The following is a 16,580-nucleotide window of genomic DNA, read 5'->3' as shown; positions in this document are numbered from 1 at the left end:
CCTCATAGCTCATATTACAATTCAGGCTTTAGGCCTTCAGCTTTTTCTAAAGTAGCGTCATTGGTGAAGAATTTTTCACGTTGCTCTTCTAAAAATTTTTTCGCATCGGGTTCAAACACGTTTAAGCGTTTTTCATTGATTAACGTCGTTTGGTGTTTTAACCATTCTTGCCACGCTTGTTTAGACACATTGTCAAAAAACTCTTGACCCTTTGTACCTGGAAATGGGGCAAAGTCCAAACCTTCCATTTCAGTCTGATATTTACGGCAAAATACTTGTCTAGACATCTATTTAATCCTTTTAAGCGTAAAGTTTTTCAAGGCGAATGTGAGCACGTTCAATGGCAGCTTCCACTTGCGCAGGTGCAGTACCACCAATATGATTACGTGCATTGACCGAAGCTTCAAGCGTCAATGCTTTTTCAAATACATCGGCTTGGATTAAATCTGAGAATTGTTGAAGTTGCTCTAAGGTTAATTCAGACAAGTCCTTGCCTTCCTGAACGCCAAGCGCAACAGCTTTACCGACAATCTCATGTGCATCACGGAATGCAACGCCATTTTTCACTAAGTAATCTGCAAGGTCAGTCGCTGTAGAGAATCCACGAAGAGCTGCTTCACGCATGATTTCAATATTGGGCACAAGTGCAGGAATCATATCTGCGAATGCCATGAGTGAACCACGGACAGTATCAATCGCATCAAACAATGGTTCTTTGTCTTCTTGGTTGTCTTTGTTATACGCCAACGGTTGACCTTTCATGAGTGTTAATAGACTGATGAGATCACCATAAACACGGCCGGTTTTACCACGAATAAGTTCAGGCACGTCAGGATTTTTCTTTTGGGGCATAATTGAAGAGCCCGTACAGAAACGATCTGGAATATTAACGAATTTAAATTGAGCAGATGCCCAAAGAATCATTTCTTCTGACATACGTGATAAGTGCATCATGATTAAAGAGGCAGCAGCATTAAACTCAATACCGAAATCACGATCAGATACTGCATCGAGAGAGTTTTCACAAACACCTTCAAAACCAAGTAATTCTGCTGTGTATTCACGTTCAATTGGATAAGTTGTGCCTGCAAGTGCAGCTGATCCTAAAGGTAAGCGGTTAACACGTTTACGACAGTCAATTAAACGTTCAGAGTCACGCACTAACATTTCAAACCATGCCATTAAATGATGGCCAAAAGTCACAGGCTGAGCTGTTTGTAAATGCGTGAAACCTGGCATAATTGTCTGGGTGTTTTTAGCGGCTAAACCCAGAATCCCTTTTTGTAATTTTTCGAGTAACTGTAAAATGGCATCGATTTCATCACGCACATAAAGACGAATATCGGTTGCTACTTGATCATTTCGACTGCGACCTGTATGAAGTTTTTTACCTGTAATACCAATACGCTGAGTCAAGCGTGACTCAATGTTCATATGCACATCTTCTAAATCAATACGCCACTCAAATTGACCAGCTTCAATTTCAGTCTTGATGCTGTTTAAACCATTAATAATATCATCACGTTCTTGAGTGGTTAAAACACCTACTTTTGCGAGCATAGTTGCATGTGCAATCGAACCTGCAATATCTTGTTTATAAAAGCGTTGGTCAAATTGAACAGATGCTGTAAATTCAGCAACAAAAGCATCTGTTGCTTCAGAAAAGCGACCGCCCCACATACCTGAGGTTTGAGTTTGTGACGGATTTGAGGAATTAGAAGATGTGGTCATGTCGGCTCAATAAAATTAAAGGCAGTAATTTTGCCAAGAGTATAGCAAATTCAGCCTCGCTTGCCGAAGAGTTGAATGAGGAAACTTATCTAAAAACCCAAAAGCAACCTATGCACTCCGATTTTTTTATCCGTATCTGGCAATGGCAATACTTAGTAGAATTATTTATCGCAAGTATATTTCTATCGCTATTGTTGTCACTCGCCGAGGTTGGAGCTTGGTCTGCCTTAGATTTACAGAACGTCATTATCCATATGCTGTATATTAATTGGACGATGCTGGTTTTTATCGCTGTATTAGATGTTGTACGTAATTTTTGGCAAAGATTAAACGCATTTGTCGCGATGATTGCTGGTTTTTTGCTTTTACAATTGATTGTTTTGATCACGACCTGCAGTCTGAATATATTATTTTACTGGGGGAGTAATTTTTCCTTACAAAATTTATCGTTGCAGATTGTGTTTGATGAGGTGTTTCTACACTTGGGTTATGCGGTCTTACTTGGCGCGTTTGGAATGCGTTATATCTATACGCGTGGTGAGTGGTTGAAGCAACAAAAGAGTGAACTTAATGCGCGTATTCAAGCGATGCAAGCAAGGATTCATCCACACTTTTTATTTAATAGTTTAAATAGTGTGGTGAGTTTGATCGGCAGTGATCCTGATCGTGCTGAACAAATGTTGATCGATCTTTCACGTCTTTTTAGAGCGAGTTTTCAGGAGCTTAAACTGGTTACGCTTAAAGAAGAGATTCAACTTTGCAAACATTATCTAGCCATAGAGAGTGTCCGTTTGGGTTCGAGACTCAATGTAGAGTGGAATATTCAACATCCTGAGCAATTGGTAAACGTGAGCATTCCACTTTTAACTTTGCAACCTTTACTCGAAAATAGTATTTTTTACGGTATTGAGCCAAATCACACAGGTGCAAAGATCGCTATACTGGTTGAAATATTGCAAAATCAAGTCACTATAGTCATTACTAACCCCTATATACAGGATAGAATGGGGCGGAGGGATAGCAATGGTATCGCATTAGAAAATGTAAAACAGAGATTGAAAGCACATTTTGGTTACGCCGTGCAGTTTCGCACTCATGCAGGAAGTGGAATTTTTACGACCTTCATTCAATACCAATATAAATAAAAATATTAAGTTAACATATTAAAATAATTGAGGTTAGCTTAGGCAAGGAGAGAAGATGGATATCTTAATCTGCGATGATGAACCTCTTGCGGTCGAAAGGTTATCTCGAATGGTGACTCAATTGGGCCATCAGGTCGTCGCTACTGCAGAGCATGGACAGCAAGCAATTGATTATGTACAACAGTATGAACCTGATGTGGTATTGCTTGATATTAAGATGCCAGAAATGGATGGCTTAACATGTGCACGTTATTTAACTGCCATGAATCCAATGCCTGCTGTGATATTCTGTACAGCGTATGATGAGCATGCATTAACTGCAATCCAATCTCAAGCGAAGGGATATTTACTTAAACCCATCGCTAAAGAAGAATTAGAAAACGTATTAGAAAATTTAACCCGCTTTACACAAGCGCAACTGTCTAACTTAGAACAAAAAGAACGTATGGAAGAGAAAGCACAAAGACAGCAAATTGCTGCAAAAACTTACCGTGGTTTAGAGTTGATTCCGATAGAAAATATTTACTATTTTTTAGCAGATCAAAAATATGTCACAGTAAGGCATAAAAACGGCAGCGTATTGATTGATGAAACCTTGAAAGATTTAGAGCAAGAATTTGCCAATAAATTTATTCGGATTCATCGTAATGCACTTATTTCTTTAGATTATTTAGATGGTTTAGAGTTAGTTGCGTCTGGACAATATCAAGTTCGTTGTCGAGAACTCAATGAAAAATTAGCGGTGAGTCGTCGTCATTTGCCAATGCTGCGTGAGCGCATGCAGAACTTCTAAGCTGGAAAAATTCTGATCATCAAAATAATTTACTTGCATTTTTAGGATAGCAGGGTAAGTTTAGGGTGTTTAATGCTTGGCAGTACTAAAATGATGAACACCTTAAAAATTGCAACACGTCAGAGCCCGCTTGCTCTTTGGCAAGCTGAGCATATTCGTGAACGATTGGAATCTCTACATCCTGGATTAAAGGTTGAGTTGGTTACGTTTGTAACTCAGGGTGACAAAATTCTGGATACGCCTTTAGCTAAAATTGGTGGTAAAGGACTGTTTGTAAAAGAATTAGAAGCGGCTCTGTTGGACGGTCGTGCAGACCTTGCAGTGCATTCTATGAAAGATGTACCTATGCAACTGCCTGAAGGTTTAGAGCTTGCAGTGATTTGTGAGCGAGAAGACCCATTTGATGCTTTTGTTTCAAATACGTATGTTAAGTTTGAAGATTTACCACGGGGCGCAAAATTAGGAACATCTAGCTTACGTCGAAAAAGCCAAATTTTGAAACAACGCCCAGATTTAGATGTTATTGATCTACGCGGAAATGTGGGTACGCGATTATCAAAATTGGATGCGGGGCAATATGATGCCATTATTTTGGCAAGTGCTGGCCTAAAAAGATTAGGTCTGCATGAACGTATTCGACATACATTAACCGCAGAAGTGAGTTTGCCCGCAGTTGGGCAGGGTGCGCTTGGTTTAGAGTGTCGCAGTAATGATCAAAATGTCTTGTCTTTGATTTTACCTCTAATGCATGCTGACTCAAATGCTTGTGTGCGTGCTGAACGTGCTTTTAATGCATATCTAGAAGGCGGTTGCCAAGTGCCGATCGCTGGATTCGCGACTCTTCAGGGTGCTGAATTGGTTCTTGAGGGGCGAGTAGGAAGTGTTGATGGTTCGACTTTGCTGGTTGATCAAGTCAGAGGATCTATTGATCAAGCTGAAGTCTTGGGTGAAGAGCTGGGTAAAAAATTATTAGCGCAGGGTGCTGGTGAGTTACTTAAAGCACTTTATGAGCATTAATGATTTTTATTAATACGCGTCCACCCGATCGCGCCAAAGCACTGACACAATGCTTGGAGCAAGCAGATTTTAATGTCATTGAATTGCCTGTTTTAGCGCTTCGAGCGAAACCTTTTGATGAGACCTTAAGACTCAATTATCAAGCACTTCCCGATGCAAGTATGATCGTGGTTGTGAGTCCAACAGCTGTTGATATTGGAATGCGATATTTACAGCTTGCGGGATTGGATATCTGTGCTTTAAGACATATTCAATGGGTTGCGGTAGGGAAAACGACTGCTGCTGCGTTGGCGCAATATGGTGTGGAAAGTGCAATACCTGAAGTTGAAACCTCCGAAGGGATGCTGAGTTTATCTATTTTCAATACATTGAATGGGATTGAAAATATTGCTTTTTGGCGGGGTGAGGGCGGTCGTCAGTTTATGATGCAAGAGTTGCAGTCGAAAGACATCAGCATCTTAAATTTCGTTCTATATGAGCGTTATTGTCCTGAACAAACGATCCAGAAATTTCCAGAAATATCAGCATATTTGATTGAGAAAGAGAGACTCAAGCAAGTGCCTTATTGGGTGTGTATCAGTAGTGAAGCCAGTTGGAAAAATTGGCTTATGCTTTGTCGGCATGCTCCTGAATTACTCTCTAAATGCCATTATTTAGTATTGGGTGAGCGCTTATATCAATTACTCGTTCACGATAAAGCAAAACTAAAACAAGATTATGCTGTCAGCCAGTTGGTAGATTTAAATCCTCAAACAATTCTTAAAAGTATTCATCATTGGCGAAAAACATTATGAAGAAATTTTTATATCTGTTGATTGTATTCGTCGTGTTATGGCTCGCAAAATTAAGTTATGACAATTATTTGATATCGAATCAGCTTGTAGATATTAAGACAGATTTACATCAGGCCGAGCAGAGGAATGCCAGTTTAAACGATCAGTTAATTGGATTACAGCGGACAGCAATTCCAGACAATACAAGTCACTCGAAGAGTATTTCTCCAGATCAAAAAGCGGGTGATCATTCTTTATTAAATCCAAGTCAGTTATTGAAACAACAACTTAAATTGGTACAGTTTGCTTTAGAGCAACAACAATATGTATATGCTTTAGAACAGTTAAATCAATTTGATTTTAATGTAGAAGCTTATGATATTGCTGAAACATTGAAGAATGCATTGCATCAAGCAGTTGAGCAAGACCGTAAGGCAATTCAGGGTTATGTATTAGCTCGAAATGTAAAAATAGAACAATTGAATGGTTTATTGGTACAGATTGAACAACAATTAAATGAAGAAGAAAATAATGTAGATTTAAAAGTATATTCAAATACGACGGATTCTTTTTGGCAAAAATGGTTCAAGGTTGATTTTGTAGATCGGCAATCAACAGCGCTAATCAATCGTAAACTGATTTTAAAAGAAGTGCAGTTGCGACTATTATCCGCTCAGCAGTCTTTGCTCAGAGGACAATTTTTAGAATATCAAAAAATATTAAAGTTAATTGTTAGCGAATTAAATACTTTGCCAGACCAGAATAGCCAACAACTCAAGAAAAAAGTTCAAACTTTGCAGCAAGTTCAGATGCAGCCTATCCTAAAATTAAACACTGCCGCAATTTTGGAGTAGTGCGATGAAGCCCATTTTTTTAGTTTATAGTTTTATTGCATTACTGCTTTTAGCCATACTCAGCGTACTCAGCTATGACAATGGTGTCGGATATGTTTATGCCCTTTGGCGTGGTGTGCAAATTCAAACCAATGTTTGGTTTGTCAGTTTTACATTTTTACTGTTTGGATTAGTTTTTCAAGTTTCCTGGAAACTCCTTAAGCGTTATTTCAACCGTGAAAAAAGAAAAATTCAGCAAGTGGTTAATTTTAATGGTTTGCATATTTTTGAAAAGCTAGGAGTGCTCTGGGTGCTTGATGGTGCCGCTGAGCAGCAGGCTTATTTAGAGCCTGTTTTTGAGTCTTCAGGATTATTAAAGCAAGTGGTGGATGCTCGTGTTTTGTATATGAATGAGCATTTAGATGAGGCATTAAAGCAATTGCAAACCAGTCCCGCGGATGCTTTTGAATTGGCTGAACTTCAGCGCATTGAAATTTTTTTAAAAAAACAAGATGGGCAACAGGCACTTACGCATTTAGAGTTTTTACATGGTCATGAGCTTTCTCCATGGTTGGCAGAGCTGAAGGATATTTATTATCAAAAATTAAATAAGTTATGGGGCATGTTTGCGGTGCAATTCCCATGGCTATATTTACACTCAACTCAATTTGGACATTTAGAAACAAAAGCTAAAACGAATTGGTTATCAAAATTATTAATTGAGTTTGATGATGCCTCTACTGATGAATGGCAGTTATTGATTCAACGCTATCAGAATCAACAAGCACAAATTCATATTGCGGAATATGATGTTCGAAAACTCTGGTTAAAAATATTATCACGCATACCTGAAATGGCTGAATATCATCGTGGACTGGCATTAGAGCTTTTGGAAGAAAACTTTGATCAGGAGGTTTTTTTCCTTTGGTTTCAGCAACAGTTATTAAAACAAAACCCAGATTATTTTGAAATTGAAGAGCAGATTAAACAATTAGAAAATAAGTATCCAAGTTTGCCAGTTTTTGCTTTTTCACTTTGGTATATTTATATGGAAACAAATCGTGAAATAGAAGCAGAAGCACTGCTCGTATTATATCCTGATAATATTATGATGAGTTATTTAAGAATAAAATCGAAACTCAATGGTGATGCTTTTTTAATTCAACAATTGAATGCTATTTTTGAAAATGATGTAAATTTTTTACAAGTTAAAATATGAGTTTTTTATGCAGAGCTTGAAGAATTATCCAGTGATATATGAACAAAAGGTAGCGTGGGGTGATATGGATGCCTTTGCGCATGTAAACAACGTCATTTATTACCGTTATATGGAAAGTGCACGCATTGCTTATTTTGAAAAGCTTAATATATTAAAATTAGATGTTAATACTGTGGTTGCATCAAGTCAGTGTAAATATATTAAGCCAGTATTTTATCCTGATACGCTTGAAGTAGGTGCATGTGTTGTTGAGCTCAGAAACTCAGCAATGCGAATGGAATATTATTTATACAGCCATAATCAACAGTGTCTTGTTGCAGCAGGAGAGGCTGTTGTTGTATTTGTGAATAAAAATGATATGAAAAAAGCGTTAATTCCACAAACTGTTCGAGAAAATATTATTCAGCTTGAGAAAACTGTAGATAGAGCGTTAATATAAGACTAAATACTTAGATTATTTTTTGTTGATTTATGTATATCAAGATAATCTAGTAATCAGTAATTGATATAATTAAAATATATTAGATGGCTTTTGTGAATTTCTTTTATTCGATTCTTTTATTTAATCCGATTGATAAATTAAAGATGATAAATTAAAGAGGTTTTTAAATCGTATTTTGTGCGGTTTCATCAAAGCTTAGTTCCATGTCTAAGTATTTCCCTAATAATTATTTTAATTTTTTAAACAGTTTTATGTATGGAGTATGTGTAATGCCGGATATTAGTAATCTATCAGTTGAAGAGTTAAAGAAATTAACAGCAGAAGCGGCTGTATTAATTGAATCAAAGAAAGAGCAAGCTGTTGAAGATGCTTATAATCAGATTCTAGAAATTGCTGAAACTGCAGGTATGACTTTAGAGCAATTTATTGAATATGGTTCTCACAAGCGTAAAAAAACCACGCGTAAGGCTGTAGAACCTCGTTATCGCAACAAAAATAACACGGCTGATACTTGGACTGGACGTGGAAAAAAACCACGTTGGTTGGTTGCTGAATTAGAGAAAGGTGCGAAATTAGAAGATTTTCTTATCTAATTTCATCTCTTTGTCATCAAAAATATCTAAGATCGAAAAAACCAAGCGAAATCGCTTGGTTTTTTTTATAAGAAAATTGGAGATGTTGAAAATATATGCATAATAGCGATTGGAGATGCTTTTCATCTCTTAAGGAATAATAAATGACAATTATGGTAAGTGCTGAATGATTAAAAAATCGAAAGTAATGGTGTGGTGGGGTATAGCTGTCATTGCATTTCTCATTTTTATATTATTGCAAATTCCAGCATCTTGGCTTATTTCAAAATTTTATAAAAATAATCAGGTGCTTAAAAATGTCAGTGGAAATATTTGGCACGGCGAAGCAGATTGGCAGAGTGGGAGTCTACGTGGTTCTGTTGCGTGGAAAACAAGACCATTGGATTTGATTTTACTCCGTCTTGGAGCAAATTTAGAAATTTATAGCGGCCAAACACAATTAAATACAGTATTGGGTTATGGATTTGGAAAGAAGATTTTAGTTAAGAATATGAATGGTAAAATTGCTCCTGAGACGCTGAAAAGTCTAGTGGATTGGCAGTGGCCGAGTAATCAAATCCAGCTGAATGATGTGCAGTTTAATTATAAATCAGATGTAGGTTTTAGTCGTGCAGACGGTTCTATGCAATGGGGTGGCGGTGCTTTAGTTTATCAATTCGCGCAAAGACAAGAGCGAATGAATATGCCATCACTTGTGGGTTCGATATCGGATGATGCAGGACGTCTGAAATTTGATATTCAAGATCAACGGAATCAAAAAATCGCTCATTTAAGTTTAGACTCAAGTTTGATGTTGGATGTCCAATTGACACAGCGGCTATTACTCAATGTTCCTTCTTATGATGGGAAAGCAGGATTAGATACCTTTGTGGTTAGCTCTAGACAGCCTTTGATGAATGGAGCGCTTGGTGAATAAACTTAAAGAAAAATTTAGCCATATCTCTTGGGAGCATTCAGAGCGTCTGGCACCAGTCGTGCTCTTATTTTTGATTTTGGTTCTGTGTTGGAAATTGGCCTCATTTTTTTGGTTAGTGATTGCACCACCCCAAGTGATTCAAGCTGAACAAATAAGTTTGGGGTCGAAACAAGCGCAAGTTCCGAATATATCAAGTTTCTCGCTTTTTCAAGAAGCGGGTGCAACAGCATCAAATGAAGATTCTAATTTAGTATTGGTTTTACAGGGTGTGGTGATTGGATCACCTTATTCAAATTCATCCGCAGTGATTAAAGTGAATGATGTTGCGGATCGTTTTATGGTGGGGCAGAATTTAGAGAATAGTTCTTATCAACTCTCTGAGGTATTCTGGGATCATGTGGTGTTGAGTCAGAGTAATGGGGCTAAACGAGAATTGCGTTTTAAGGGTATTGATAATTTAAACCAGTCCGTATTGCCAGCATCCTCTGCTCAAACTCAACCGAATACGTATAATTCTTCCAACTCTGTTGCGCCTGTACAAAATTCAAATCAAAATGCATTGGGGCAAGCAATTGATAAAATTCAAGAAGATCGTGAACAATATTTAAAGAATCTAGGTGTAAATACCAATAGTGGCCAAGGTTATGAAGTGACAGAGCAAACTCCCGCTGCTTTACGGAATAAACTGGGTTTACGCGCTGGGGATCGCATTCTTTCTCTCAATGGGCAAGCAGTCGGTCAAGGACAAACAGACGTACAGCTGTTAGAACAAGCTAAAAAGTCTGGAAAAGTGAAAATCGAAGTGAAACGAGGTGATCAAGTGATGACCTTTCAACAAGATTTATAAGTACGCAGTATGACCAACAAATTTAGGAAATATAATAAATTATGGATTTTTTGAATCAGCATCGTTCGCTTTGGGCTTTAGTCGCGGCAGCACCTATTTTAGCGGCTGCGAGTATGTCTGCTCATGCACAGACTTGGAAAATCAATCTGCGTGATGCTGATCTCACCGCATTTATTAATGAAGTTGCAGATATTACTGGAAAGAATTTTGCAGTCGATCCGCGAGTCAGAGGTAATGTTACGGTCATTTCAAACAAAGCGCTGAATAAAAATGAAGTTTATGAATTATTTTTAGGTGTATTGAATGTCAACGGTGTTGTGGCTGTTCCTTCAGGAAATACGATTCGTTTGGTGCCTGATAGTAATGTAAAAAACTCAGGTGTTCCTTACGACGCATCTAAAAATGTTCGTGGTGATCAGGTGGTGACGCGTGTTATCTGGTTGGAAAACACCAATCCGAATGACTTAATTCCAGCATTACGACCTTTGATGCCTCAGTTCGCTCACTTGGCGGCGATTCAAGGGACGAATGCATTAATTGTGTCTGATCGTGCGAGCAATATTGTTCAGTTAGAAACCTTGATTCGAAATTTGGATGGTACAGGGCAAAATGATATTGAGGCTGTGACGTTACAGTCGAGCCAAGCTGAAGAAGTGATTGCCTTGTTGGAAACTATGTCTTCAACAGGATCATCTAAAGATATGTCGGGTTCACGCGTGAGGATTATTGCAGATGCTCGCACCAATCGTATTATCATTAAAGGTGATACGGGAACCCGTAAGCGCATTCGTCAAATGGTTGAAATGCTGGATGTGCCTTCAGCTGATCGTTTGGGTGGCTTGAAAGTATTTAAACTGAAGTATGCCAGTGCAAAAGGTTTGGCAGAAATATTACAAGGTCTAGTGACTGGCCAAGCAGTTAACTCAAGTAGCAACGCTGGTTCGAATAACTCATCTAATAACTCGAGTAGCTCATTTAATAATTCAAATTCTAGCAATAACTCCACGACAGGGAGTTCCAGTATTTCGACCCCTGCAATTAATTTAAACGGGGGGAGTTCTAATCAGAATAATCAAAACAATATTACAAGCTTTAATTCAAATGGCGTCAGTATCATTGCAGATAACTCGCAGAATGCTTTGGTGGTTAAGGCCGAGCCTCAACTTATGAGGGAAATCGAGTCTGCTATTCAGCAGCTGGATATGCGTCGTGAGCAGGTATTGATTGAAGCTGCAATTATAGAAGTAGAAGGGAATGATGCTGAACAGCTAGGCGTGCAGTGGGCAATGGGCGATCTCAGCAGTGGTATTGGTTTAATTAACTTCTCAAATGTTGGTGCTGGAATCGCTGATCTTGCCGCTGGGTATTTGGCTGGTGGGACAGCTGGTTTGGGTGCGGCACTGCAAGGCAACTCCAATGGTGTTGGATCTGTGATTGGTATTGGTGATTATAAAGAGGGGGCCAATGGTTCACGTAAATTATACGGTGCACTCATTCAGGCTTTGAAAACCAATACCAAGTCTAATCTGCTTTCTACGCCGTCTATTGTGACGATGGACAATGAAGAGGCGTATATCGTTGTCGGTCAAAATGTACCCTTTGTTACAGGCTCTGTAGCGACTTCAGGGGGTAATATTAATCCTTATACTTCTGTTGAGCGTAAAGACGTCGGTGTTACTTTAAAAGTAATCCCGCATGTCGGTGAAGGTGGAACGATACGATTAGAGGTAGAACAAGAAGTCTCTGCTGTAGCTCGAGATAAAGGGCAAGCGCAAGATTTGGTGACCAGCAAGCGAGCGATTAAAACGTCTGTGATGGCCGAACATGGGCAAACGATCGTATTGGGGGGGTTGATTGCGGATAATAGTATTTATAGTCAAAACTCAGTACCCGGTTTAGGTTCGATTCCCGGCATTGGACGTTTATTTAGAGGCGATAATAAATCATCAGAAAAACGAAATTTGTTGGTCTTTATACATCCTACGATTGTAGGTGATAGTCCGAACTCAAGACGTTTAACGCAGCAAAAATATGACCGACTTTATAGTTTGCAATTGGCAATGGATAAAGATGGTAGTTTTGCTAAGTTACCGGAAAATGTAGAAGATGTTTATCAGCCTCGATTGCCTTTAACCTCCAAGGTGAAAGCTCCTGAAAAGCCTGCGAAGTATCAGCGCGTACCTACAGCGATAGTGGACAATACTAGAACTGCGGTTACAACACCTGTTGCGATTGAGCCAGAGCTAAAACAGCAGTCAGTTGAGCCTAAAGAATCTATTGAAAAAACAAAAAATACGGTGACGACGACAACGATTCGACCAGCTTCTTAACAGTCAGAACATAGAAATATGCATTGACCATGTTAAGATTATTTGGAATTCAATATTGAGTAATGGGTAGGGCATTATGACTTGGAAATTGCAGACAGTTACAGGTGAATTTACAGGGAAAGAAGTTAGTATCGAGCGTGACATGTTGGTTGGGCGTCATCAAGATGCTGATTTGCTCATTCAATCTGCAGATATTTCACGCCGTCATGCTGCATTCTTACTCAAAGATAATGCACTGTGGGTTCAAGATTTAAAATCTTCGAACGGTACTTTTGTGAATGATTTGCGTATCGAAAATGAAACTTTATTAAAGCAAGGTGATATCGTTCAATTTGCTGCGCATAAGTTTTCAGTTTTAGAGCCAGCAGTGCCGTTAAGTGCTGCAAAGTCTATAGTCGCTGAGCCAGTTCAATCGAATGTAAACGATGAAAAAACGCAAGCTGTGACGTTGGCTGCAGAGCCTGATATTCAGTCAAATGCTCAACTTGACGAACAAAAAGACAGTTTGGTTGAGCCTGTGAAAGTTGCTGACGAAGTGATTCAACAGCCTGCTGAAGCAATCGCAACTTCAGAATCAGCGCAATCTCAGTCAGTGTCTTTAGAAACAGCACCTGAAAAAACCCCGTCTCAAACAATGGTGGATCAGGGGATTTTGGATCTAAAAGAGCGTGATGCTTCTGTTTCATTGGATCGTGATGGTATGCCACAAGGCATAGGTATTCCTAAGCCAGCGCCACTACCAGAAGGTGTGGACCTGAGTAATGTCACACCTGTGGTAAAAGATTCAGTAAATTTTGATGTGCCTGAACATTGCTCGACTAAAGAGGAAGAAACACAAAAGAATGCTTCAGTTGGCTTGATGGCATTAATTGTACTTATTGTCGTGGCACTCCTTGCTTGGTATCTTTTAAATTAAGATTTGCAAAATCATGTGGTTAAGGCATGCAATCGCATGCCTTTTATGTTTTAAGGATAAAGAATGAATATTGCCCGATTGGCTCAGCGTGATTTAATACTTTTTGACTTAGACGGAACATTGGTCGATTCTGCATTTGATTTATATCGTGCAATGAATATTAGTCTAGGTGTGCTTGAGCTTCCGAGTGTGAGTGAGCTACAGGTTCGTACATGGATTGGTAAGGGCACTTCTCTATTTTGTGAAAGTGTACTCAAACACGTGACTGGTGTGGTAGATCCAGCGCAACATCAATTGTTGTTGAATACGTTTTTGGAAATTTATAATGCCGATCCTTGTGTTGATACTCAGCCCTTTAACGGAATTTTGACGTTTTTAGCATGGGTAAAACAGCATCAAAAAACCCTGATTTGTGTGACCAATAAACCCGAAATTCCGGCAAGAAAAATTTTAGATGAATTGGATATGAGTCACTATTTTGCCGATGTCATTGGTGGTGATCGTTTTGAAGTCAGAAAGCCTGATCCAAAGCCCTTATTGCATTGTGTTGAAGCATTTAACTCAAGCATTGAGAAGACCTTAATGATTGGTGATTCAAGCAATGATGTTGAAGCTGCTCGACGTGCGGGTATTGATTGTATTGTGGTTAGCTATGGCTATAATCATGGCGAAGATATTCGTTTATGTCAGCCACAGCAAATCGTCGATAACTTGGAAGATTTGTTAGATTAGCGCTATTAAATTAGCGTAATCAAGTCATTGTGATCAAATTAGCATTATGAATGTTAAATTATTAAGCTAAGTCGCAAAATTTTGTATAAGAAGGAAGAGGGATGAACAGTAAGAGTGTTTTTCGATGGCGTCGCTAAATGAGTGTAAAAAATTTATCGCGTATTATTGAAAACTGAAGAGAATTCCTCATGACCACAGCAAGCCAATTTCAACAACTACACTCACAAGGTTATAACCTTATTCCTGTTTATCGTCAGCGTTTGGCTGATACTGAAACGCCACTTTCTGTTTTTGCTCGAATAAAGAAAGATCAACAAGCATATTTGTTTGAGTCGGTTGAAGGCGGAGAAAATTGGGCCCGTTATTCCATTATTGGTTTGGGTGAGTCGACGGTTTTTTCCTGTAATGCAGGGCAGCTGACCATCAAAGATACAGAGGGTTTGGTTTCAACCCAGCCGTGTGCTGATCCATTTCAGTATATTCGAGATTTTCAGGCGCAATTTAAAGTGCCAAATAAAGACGAATTGCCAGACTTACCAAGTTTTACAGGTGGTCTTGTTGGCTATCTAGGCTATGACGCCGTACGTTATATTGAGCCAAGACTTAAAAATGTGCCTGCAGCAGATCCTGTTGGATTGCCAGACCTGTGGTTGATGTTGTCTAAAACGGTCGTGGTGTTTGATAACTTAAAAGATACTTTATTCATCATTGTGCATGCAGATACGCAAGAAGAGGATGCTTATCTTAAAGCACAAGCCAAGCTGGACGAGATTGAGGCGATCCTGGCAAAGCCAGTCAGTTTGCAAGCCAAGAAGCATACTGCACCTCATTTTGTCTCTTTGACGGGTAAAGAGAAGTACATCGAGTCGATTGCTCGAGTCAAAGAATACATTCGTGCTGGTGATGTAATGCAAGTAGTGCCAGGGCATCGTATGGTGTCGGACTTCGATGGTGATGCTTTACAAGTCTATCGTGCATTAAGACATCTTAATCCATCGCCGTATTTGTTCCATGTTCAAGGGAATACGCTATTGGATGATACGCCATTCCATATTGTGGGTTCATCACCTGAGATTTTATCTCGATTGGAAAATGGTGTGGCCACAGTGCGACCACTGGCAGGCACACGCCCTCGTGGTAAAACCAAAGAGGAAGATTTGGCGCTTGAGCAAGAGTTGCTGTCAGATGAGAAAGAAATTGCTGAACATCTCATGTTGATCGACTTAGGACGAAATGATGTTGGACGTGTTTCTAAAATTGGTAAAGTGCAAGTAACCGATCAAATGGTCATCGAGCGTTACTCACATGTGATGCATATTGTATCGAATGTTCAGGGTGAGGTTTTGGATGGTGTTGACGCTTTAGATGTGTTTAAGGCGACTTTTCCTGCTGGAACGCTTTCAGGCGCACCTAAGATCCGTGCCATGGAAATTATTGATGAAGTTGAGCCTGTTAAGCGTGGCATTTTCGGTGGAGCGGTAGGTTATTTGGGCTGGCATGGTGAAATGGATATGTCCATTGCCATTCGAACCTGTGTGATTCGTGAAAATAAGGTCTATGTTCAAGCAGGAGCAGGCTTGGTTGTTGACTCAAACCCAGAGTCAGAATGGGCTGAAACTCAAATAAAAGCTCGCGCAGTGATCAAAGCGGTTGAATTATCATCAAACGGTTTGATTTTATAAGTATTTAGGCTTTTTTTTCAAAAAAACACTTGCAAGGATTCAGAGTTTTGCTAAACTGCACACCGTTCCGATACGAAACGTACGAAACACTAAGAAACGCCGGCATAGCTCAGTTGGTAGAGCAACTGACTTGTAATCAGTAGGTCCACAGTTCGAATCCGTGTGCCGGCACCATCTTAGAATGTTGAGTGAGCAGAGTAAAAGAATAACACTGATAGTAAGTGTAAATGGTGAGGTTCCCGAGCGGTCAAAGGGGGCGGACTGTAACTCCGCTACGAAAGTTTCGAAGGTTCGAATCCTTCCCTCACCACCAATTTAAAAGTTCGATACTTTGTGGTTGTACCAATATGCGGGAGTAGCTCAGTTGGTAGAGCGGCAGCCTTCCAAGCTGCATGTCGCGAGTTCGACCCTCGTCTCCCGCTCCATCGAATATTTTAATGCTCTTATAGCTCAGTGGTAGAGCACTCCCTTGGTAAGGGAGAGGTCTCGAGTTCAAATCTCGATAAGAGCTCCAGATATACAGTTTAGTAGATTTTTCTACAATGTTTTAAATAAAGCAGGCTTTTTAGTCTGCTTTTCAAGTATTTAAGGGTGTCTATTTTTTAGGCGAT

The 16,580-nt window shown here is 39.3% G+C and carries 16 protein-coding genes and 4 tRNA genes; 18 read left to right on the top strand and 2 right to left on the bottom strand.

The features are described from left to right. Positions 1 to 14: 14 nt before the first annotated feature. Both V5M36_RS14400 and argH read right to left on the bottom strand, forming a co-directional pair. On the bottom strand, positions 15 to 287 hold the full coding sequence (locus V5M36_RS14400) for an oxidative damage protection protein (RefSeq protein WP_338560233.1): 273 nt from the start codon (positions 285 to 287) through the stop codon (positions 15 to 17). A gap of 13 nt (positions 288 to 300) precedes the next feature. Next, complete coding sequence (gene argH / locus V5M36_RS14395; RefSeq protein ID WP_338560230.1) at positions 301 to 1,731, bottom strand: argininosuccinate lyase; 1,431 nt, start codon at positions 1,729 to 1,731, stop codon at positions 301 to 303. Between argH and V5M36_RS14390 the strand changes: the two genes are divergently transcribed. The 18 genes from V5M36_RS14390 (at position 1,722) to V5M36_RS14305 (ending at position 16,483) form a co-directional block, all read left to right on the top strand. Beyond that, complete coding sequence (locus V5M36_RS14390; RefSeq protein WP_338560228.1) at positions 1,722 to 2,876, top strand: sensor histidine kinase; 1,155 nt, start codon at positions 1,722 to 1,724, stop codon at positions 2,874 to 2,876. The two genes, argH and V5M36_RS14390, sit on opposite strands and share 10 nt — an antisense overlap. Positions 2,877 to 2,931: 55 nt before the next feature. Then, on the top strand, positions 2,932 to 3,669 hold the full coding sequence (locus V5M36_RS14385) for a LytR/AlgR family response regulator transcription factor (protein ID WP_338560226.1): 738 nt from the start codon (positions 2,932 to 2,934) through the stop codon (positions 3,667 to 3,669). Between the two features lie 93 nt (positions 3,670 to 3,762). Continuing rightward, positions 3,763 to 4,686 carry a hydroxymethylbilane synthase gene (hemC, locus tag V5M36_RS14380; RefSeq protein ID WP_338564250.1) on the top strand — a complete coding sequence of 308 codons (924 nt, stop codon included), beginning with the start codon at positions 3,763 to 3,765 and terminating at the stop codon, positions 4,684 to 4,686. Beyond that, on the top strand, positions 4,686 to 5,480 hold the full coding sequence (locus V5M36_RS14375) for a uroporphyrinogen-III synthase (RefSeq protein WP_338560224.1): 795 nt from the start codon (positions 4,686 to 4,688) through the stop codon (positions 5,478 to 5,480). The genes hemC and V5M36_RS14375 overlap by 1 nt, the downstream gene beginning before the upstream one ends. Next, positions 5,477 to 6,313, top strand: coding sequence for a hypothetical protein (locus tag V5M36_RS14370; RefSeq protein WP_338560222.1), 837 nt, complete (start codon positions 5,477 to 5,479; stop codon positions 6,311 to 6,313). The genes V5M36_RS14375 and V5M36_RS14370 overlap by 4 nt, the downstream gene beginning before the upstream one ends. A 4-nt stretch (positions 6,314 to 6,317) precedes the next feature. Then, positions 6,318 to 7,511 carry a heme biosynthesis protein HemY gene (locus V5M36_RS14365; RefSeq protein ID WP_338560220.1) on the top strand — a complete coding sequence of 398 codons (1,194 nt, stop codon included), beginning with the start codon at positions 6,318 to 6,320 and terminating at the stop codon, positions 7,509 to 7,511. A gap of 7 nt (positions 7,512 to 7,518) precedes the next feature. Further along, positions 7,519 to 7,950, top strand: coding sequence for an acyl-CoA thioesterase (locus V5M36_RS14360; protein WP_338560218.1), 432 nt, complete (start codon positions 7,519 to 7,521; stop codon positions 7,948 to 7,950). Positions 7,951 to 8,222: 272 nt separating this feature from the next. Then, the gene (locus tag V5M36_RS14355) at positions 8,223 to 8,546 is read left to right on the top strand and encodes an H-NS histone family protein (protein WP_338560216.1); all 324 of its coding nucleotides are present in this window, start codon (positions 8,223 to 8,225) and stop codon (positions 8,544 to 8,546) included. A 166-nt stretch (positions 8,547 to 8,712) separates the two neighbouring features. Next, a complete protein-coding gene (gene gspN / locus V5M36_RS14350) occupies positions 8,713 to 9,462 on the top strand; it encodes a type II secretion system protein N (RefSeq protein WP_338560214.1) in 750 nt (249 codons plus the stop codon). Continuing rightward, the gene (locus V5M36_RS14345) at positions 9,455 to 10,309 is read left to right on the top strand and encodes a type II secretion system protein N (protein WP_445206284.1); all 855 of its coding nucleotides are present in this window, start codon (positions 9,455 to 9,457) and stop codon (positions 10,307 to 10,309) included. The genes gspN and V5M36_RS14345 overlap by 8 nt, the downstream gene beginning before the upstream one ends. A gap of 41 nt (positions 10,310 to 10,350) precedes the next feature. After that, entirely contained in the window at positions 10,351 to 12,639 is a 2,289-nt protein-coding gene (gspD, locus tag V5M36_RS14340; RefSeq protein WP_338560210.1) for a type II secretion system secretin GspD, read from the top strand. Between the two features lie 76 nt (positions 12,640 to 12,715). After that, positions 12,716 to 13,555 (top strand): FHA domain-containing protein, encoded by an 840-nt coding sequence (locus V5M36_RS14335; protein WP_338560208.1) that lies wholly within the window; start codon positions 12,716 to 12,718, stop codon positions 13,553 to 13,555. 63 nt (positions 13,556 to 13,618) lie between these two features. Beyond that, on the top strand, positions 13,619 to 14,287 hold the full coding sequence (gph, locus tag V5M36_RS14330) for a phosphoglycolate phosphatase (protein ID WP_338560206.1): 669 nt from the start codon (positions 13,619 to 13,621) through the stop codon (positions 14,285 to 14,287). Between the two features lie 188 nt (positions 14,288 to 14,475). Further along, the gene (gene trpE, locus V5M36_RS14325) at positions 14,476 to 15,969 is read left to right on the top strand and encodes an anthranilate synthase component I (RefSeq protein ID WP_338560204.1); all 1,494 of its coding nucleotides are present in this window, start codon (positions 14,476 to 14,478) and stop codon (positions 15,967 to 15,969) included. A gap of 98 nt (positions 15,970 to 16,067) precedes the next feature. After that, positions 16,068 to 16,143, top strand: a tRNA-Thr gene (locus V5M36_RS14320). Positions 16,144 to 16,198: 55 nt separating this feature from the next. After that, a tRNA-Tyr gene (locus V5M36_RS14315) sits at positions 16,199 to 16,282 on the top strand. A 36-nt stretch (positions 16,283 to 16,318) separates the two neighbouring features. Continuing rightward, positions 16,319 to 16,394: transfer RNA gene (locus tag V5M36_RS14310), tRNA-Gly, on the top strand. A gap of 14 nt (positions 16,395 to 16,408) precedes the next feature. Then, positions 16,409 to 16,483 (top strand) — tRNA-Thr (locus V5M36_RS14305). The last annotated feature ends 97 nt before the right edge of the window (positions 16,484 to 16,580 follow it).

It is taken from the genome of Acinetobacter sp. KS-LM10, from assembly GCF_036896575.1.
Lineage (GTDB): Bacteria > Pseudomonadota > Gammaproteobacteria > Pseudomonadales > Moraxellaceae > Acinetobacter > Acinetobacter avistercoris.
The sequence above is the reverse complement of the archived record's forward strand: the minus strand, read 5'-3'. Positions and strand labels throughout refer to the sequence as shown.

What these genes read in the sequence shown, in the direction of transcription:
- V5M36_RS14370 (WP_338560222.1), top strand. Translation starts at nt 5,477, where the DNA reads ATGAAGAAATTTTTATATCTGTTGATTGTATTCGTCGTGTTATGGCTC.
- V5M36_RS14360 (WP_338560218.1), top strand. Translation starts at nt 7,519, where the DNA reads ATGCAGAGCTTGAAGAATTATCCAGTGATATATGAACAAAAGGTAGCG.
- V5M36_RS14385 (WP_338560226.1), top strand. Translation starts at nt 2,932, where the DNA reads ATGGATATCTTAATCTGCGATGATGAACCTCTTGCGGTCGAAAGGTTA.
- gph (WP_338560206.1), top strand. Translation starts at nt 13,619, where the DNA reads ATGAATATTGCCCGATTGGCTCAGCGTGATTTAATACTTTTTGACTTA.
- gspN (WP_338560214.1), top strand. Translation starts at nt 8,713, where the DNA reads ATGATTAAAAAATCGAAAGTAATGGTGTGGTGGGGTATAGCTGTCATT.
- argH (WP_338560230.1), bottom strand. Translation starts at nt 1,731, where the DNA reads ATGACCACATCTTCTAATTCCTCAAATCCGTCACAAACTCAAACCTCA.
- V5M36_RS14375 (WP_338560224.1), top strand. Translation starts at nt 4,686, where the DNA reads ATGATTTTTATTAATACGCGTCCACCCGATCGCGCCAAAGCACTGACA.
- trpE (WP_338560204.1), top strand. Translation starts at nt 14,476, where the DNA reads ATGACCACAGCAAGCCAATTTCAACAACTACACTCACAAGGTTATAAC.
- gspD (WP_338560210.1), top strand. Translation starts at nt 10,351, where the DNA reads ATGGATTTTTTGAATCAGCATCGTTCGCTTTGGGCTTTAGTCGCGGCA.
- V5M36_RS14400 (WP_338560233.1), bottom strand. Translation starts at nt 287, where the DNA reads ATGTCTAGACAAGTATTTTGCCGTAAATATCAGACTGAAATGGAAGGT.
- V5M36_RS14335 (WP_338560208.1), top strand. Translation starts at nt 12,716, where the DNA reads ATGACTTGGAAATTGCAGACAGTTACAGGTGAATTTACAGGGAAAGAA.
- hemC (WP_338564250.1), top strand. Translation starts at nt 3,763, where the DNA reads ATGAACACCTTAAAAATTGCAACACGTCAGAGCCCGCTTGCTCTTTGG.
- V5M36_RS14365 (WP_338560220.1), top strand. Translation starts at nt 6,318, where the DNA reads ATGAAGCCCATTTTTTTAGTTTATAGTTTTATTGCATTACTGCTTTTA.
- V5M36_RS14355 (WP_338560216.1), top strand. Translation starts at nt 8,223, where the DNA reads ATGCCGGATATTAGTAATCTATCAGTTGAAGAGTTAAAGAAATTAACA.
- V5M36_RS14390 (WP_338560228.1), top strand. Translation starts at nt 1,722, where the DNA reads ATGTGGTCATGTCGGCTCAATAAAATTAAAGGCAGTAATTTTGCCAAG.